Origin of the sequence: Catenibacterium sp., from assembly GCF_052354645.1 — a bacterium.
GTDB lineage: Bacteria > Bacillota_I > Bacilli_A > Erysipelotrichales > Coprobacillaceae > Catenibacterium > Catenibacterium mitsuoka_A.
In genome coordinates, this window is the sequence record NZ_DAWDDM010000211.1 from 1 (window position 1) to 3,563 (window position 3,563).

The 3,563-nt window shown below is 38.0% G+C and carries 1 protein-coding gene and 1 pseudogene; both read right to left on the reverse strand.

Annotated features, from left to right (window positions below):
- Positions 1–305: SDR family NAD(P)-dependent oxidoreductase (locus ACT8VG_RS08770; protein WP_444195655.1), on the reverse strand; the 305-nt coding region annotated here is incomplete at its 3' end.
- A 58-nt stretch (positions 306–363) separates the two neighbouring features.
- A pseudogene (rpoC, locus tag ACT8VG_RS08775) lies at positions 364–3,563 on the reverse strand (DNA-directed RNA polymerase subunit beta'); the annotation flags it as partial.

A 3,563-nucleotide genomic window follows, 5' to 3' on the forward strand; every position in this document is an offset into this window, starting at 1 on the left:
TAGAATGGTGCAGTGACTCCTACAGACAATGCATATTGAAATTCTTCATAGCTACATTCATCAATACCTAACATGAGTGGTAATGCATTATTTATTAGATAATCAATATGTCCATGTTTATCTAATACATAAGATACAAATGATTCTAGAGTTTCTTTACTCGCAATATCTCCTACATAGTGATTCCCTTGTACATTATCAATTATTTCTACAAAAGCACCTTGTTTTTTGAAATCTTCTGCGATTGATTGTCCTATTCCATGTGCCCCACCTGTAACAACTACAACTTTATCCTTAAACTCCATAATTTCCTCCATATATATGAAAACACTATGAACATTTGTCCATAGTGTTTCTTATTCATTAAGCGTCATGGTGAGCAGAAACAAATTCTTCTGCTTCATCAAACATTGTAGATTCAGGAGTGAAGTTTTCAGCTTCTTCTCTTGATTTTTCAAGTTCAGCCTGCTGAGCAGCTTCTTCTTCCTCTCTCTTAATTGTTTCGTCAGACTTTAAAGGTCCTCTTAAGCCAGTACCTGCTGGTAATAGCTTACCGATAATAACGTTTTCTTTTAGACCCTTAAGTGGATCGACTTTACCTCTGATGGCAGCATCAGTAAGAATTCTTGTAGTTTCCTGGAATGATGCAGCTGATAACCAAGAATCAGTTTCTAATGAAGCCTTAGTAATACCAAGTAAGATCGGTCTACCTACAGCTGGATGTTTACCTTCCTTAAGAACCTGTCTGTTTAATTCAGTGAAGTTCTTAACTGAAACATGAGTTCCTGGTAATGCGTCTGTATCTCCGCCTTCTACAATCTTCATTCTTCTCATCATCTGCTGAATGATGATTTCGATATGCTTATCAGAAATTTCGATACCCTGTAATCTATATACCTGCTGTACTTCTTTTAAGATGTAGTTTTCTACAGCTTCTGCAGAGGCAACAGATAATAATTCTTTTGGAGAGATAGAACCTTCAGTAATCTTGTCACCTGGTTCAACAATATCTCCTTCTTTTACTGCTAACTTAGCACCGATTGGTGTTAAGTAAGTCTTAGTTTCAAGATCATTTGCGACAGTCACTTCTGAACGCTGATTGTTATGGTCACCCTGAGTTGTAATTGATGAAACATGTCCATTGATTTCAGAAATAATAGACTTAGCCTTTGGAACACGTGCTTCAAACAATTCCTGGATACGAGGAAGACCCTGTGTGATATCGGCGTCACCGGCAACACCACCCATGTGGAATGTACGCATTGTAAGCTGAGTACCTGGTTCACCGATTGACTGTGCAGCCATAATACCGATTGTTTCACCAAGTAATACTTCCTGACCAGTTGCTAAGTTTAGACCATAGCACTTACGGCAGATACCATTCTTAGACTTACATCCGAAGATGTTTCTAATTTCAACAGTCTTGATACCAGCATCAGATACTGCTTTTGCTGATTTTTCAGTCATTAATTCATTTGCATGGACTATGATTTCACCAGTTGCTGGATCAACGATATCCTTTAATGAAGTACGACCAATAAGTCTATCTACTAATGGTACAATGACGTTACCATCAGCTGTATTAATTAATTCAGATACTTTGAATCCCTTATCAGTATGACAATCATCTTCTGTGATAATAACTTCCTGAGCTACATCGACAAGACGTCTTGTTAAGTAACCTGAATCGGCAGTCTTTAAGGCTGTATCTGTAGAACCTTTACGGGCACCATGTGTAGAAATGAAGAATTCTGATGCAGTTAAACCTTCACGAAGGGCAGACTTGATAGGAAGTTCGATAGTTTCACCCTTAGGGTTACTCATCAATCCACGCATACCTACAAGCTGAGTGAAGTTAGAGATGTTACCACGGGCACCTGAATCTGACATGATGAAGATTGGGTTATCACGGTCAGCTTCGAACTCATCTTTAACGATACCAGTAACTTCTTCTTTAACGTCATTCCATAATTTGATTACGGCTGTATAACGTTCATGTTCTGTTAACTTACCTTTGTTGTATAACTTCTTGATGACTTCAAGATGTTCATCAGCATCATCGAATAAGTGATACTTATCCTGAGGAATCTGAATATCGTAAGCTGATACTGTAATACCAGCGATAGTTGAATAATAGAATCCCTGATTCTTTAATCTATCAAGCATGACATGGATTTCATCAACTGGACAGATCTTGAAGTATTCATCGATGATTGCTCCAAGAGTCTTCTTAGTGAACTGCTTGATTAAAGGCTGATTCTTAATATGTTCCTTGATATCTGTACCATAAGGTAAGAAATATTTCATAGGAGTTGCTTTTAAGCTTGCCTTATCTGGATCATTTAAGTATGGGAATTCACCTTCAAAGATCTGGTTGAAGATAATCTTACCTACTGTAGTGACTAAGTACATGTTGTTCTGTTCTTCAGTGAATGTCTTATTCTTTAATGCTGAAGCACGGATTGCAATTCTTGTATGTAAGTTAACAGTCTTATTGTAATAAGCCATTAATACTTCATTTACATCAGCGAATACTGTACCTTCACCAATCTGATCAGCTTTTTCTGTTGTTAAGTAATAGTTACCAAGCACCATGTCCTGTGATGGAGTAACGATAGGTTTACCATCTTTTGGACCAAGGATATTTCTAGAACCAAGCATTAACTGTCTTGCTTCCTGAATTGCTTCTTCACCAAGAGGTGCATGGATAGCCATCTGGTCACCATCGAAGTCGGCGTTGAATGCTGGACATGCTAATGGGTGAAGACGAATGGCACGACCTTCTACTAGCTTAGGTTCGAAAGCCTGGATACCTAATCTATGTAATGTAGGGGCACGGTTTAATAATACTGGGTGATGTTTGATAACATCTTCAACGATTGGCCAGATCTTATCATCCATCTTATCAATCATACGTTCAGCAGCTTTGATATTAGTTGCTAATTCGTTTCTTACTAATCCAGAGATAACGAATGGCTTAAATAAGTTAACAGCCATTTCTCTTGGAATACCACACTGGTACATCTTTAATGTAGGTCCTACAGCGATAACTGAACGTCCAGAGTAGTCTACACGCTTACCAAGTAAGTTCTGTCTGAAACGTCCCTGTTTACCTTTAAGTGTATGTGAAAGAGATTTTAATGCTCTTCCTCCAGCACCTGTAATAGGCTTAGAACGTCTACCATTATCAATTAAAGCATCAACGGCTTCCTGAAGCATACGCTTTTCATTCTGTACGATGATACTAGGTGTACCTAATTCTAATAATTTCTTTAAACGGTTGTTACGAGTAATGACACGTCTATATAAGTCGTTTAAGTCACTTGTCGCAAAACGACCACCGTCTAGCTGAAGCATTGGTCTTAAATCAGGTGGAATAACTGGAAGAACATCCATGATCATCCATTCTGGCTGGTTATTAGAGCTTCTGAATGCATCAATTGCTTCAAGTCTCTTTAATAACTTCTGTCTCTTCTGACCCTGAGCTTCTTTTAACTGAGATTCTACATCTTCAAGTTAAGCATCAAAGTCAACCGTCTGTAAGAAAACTATGATTGCCTCAG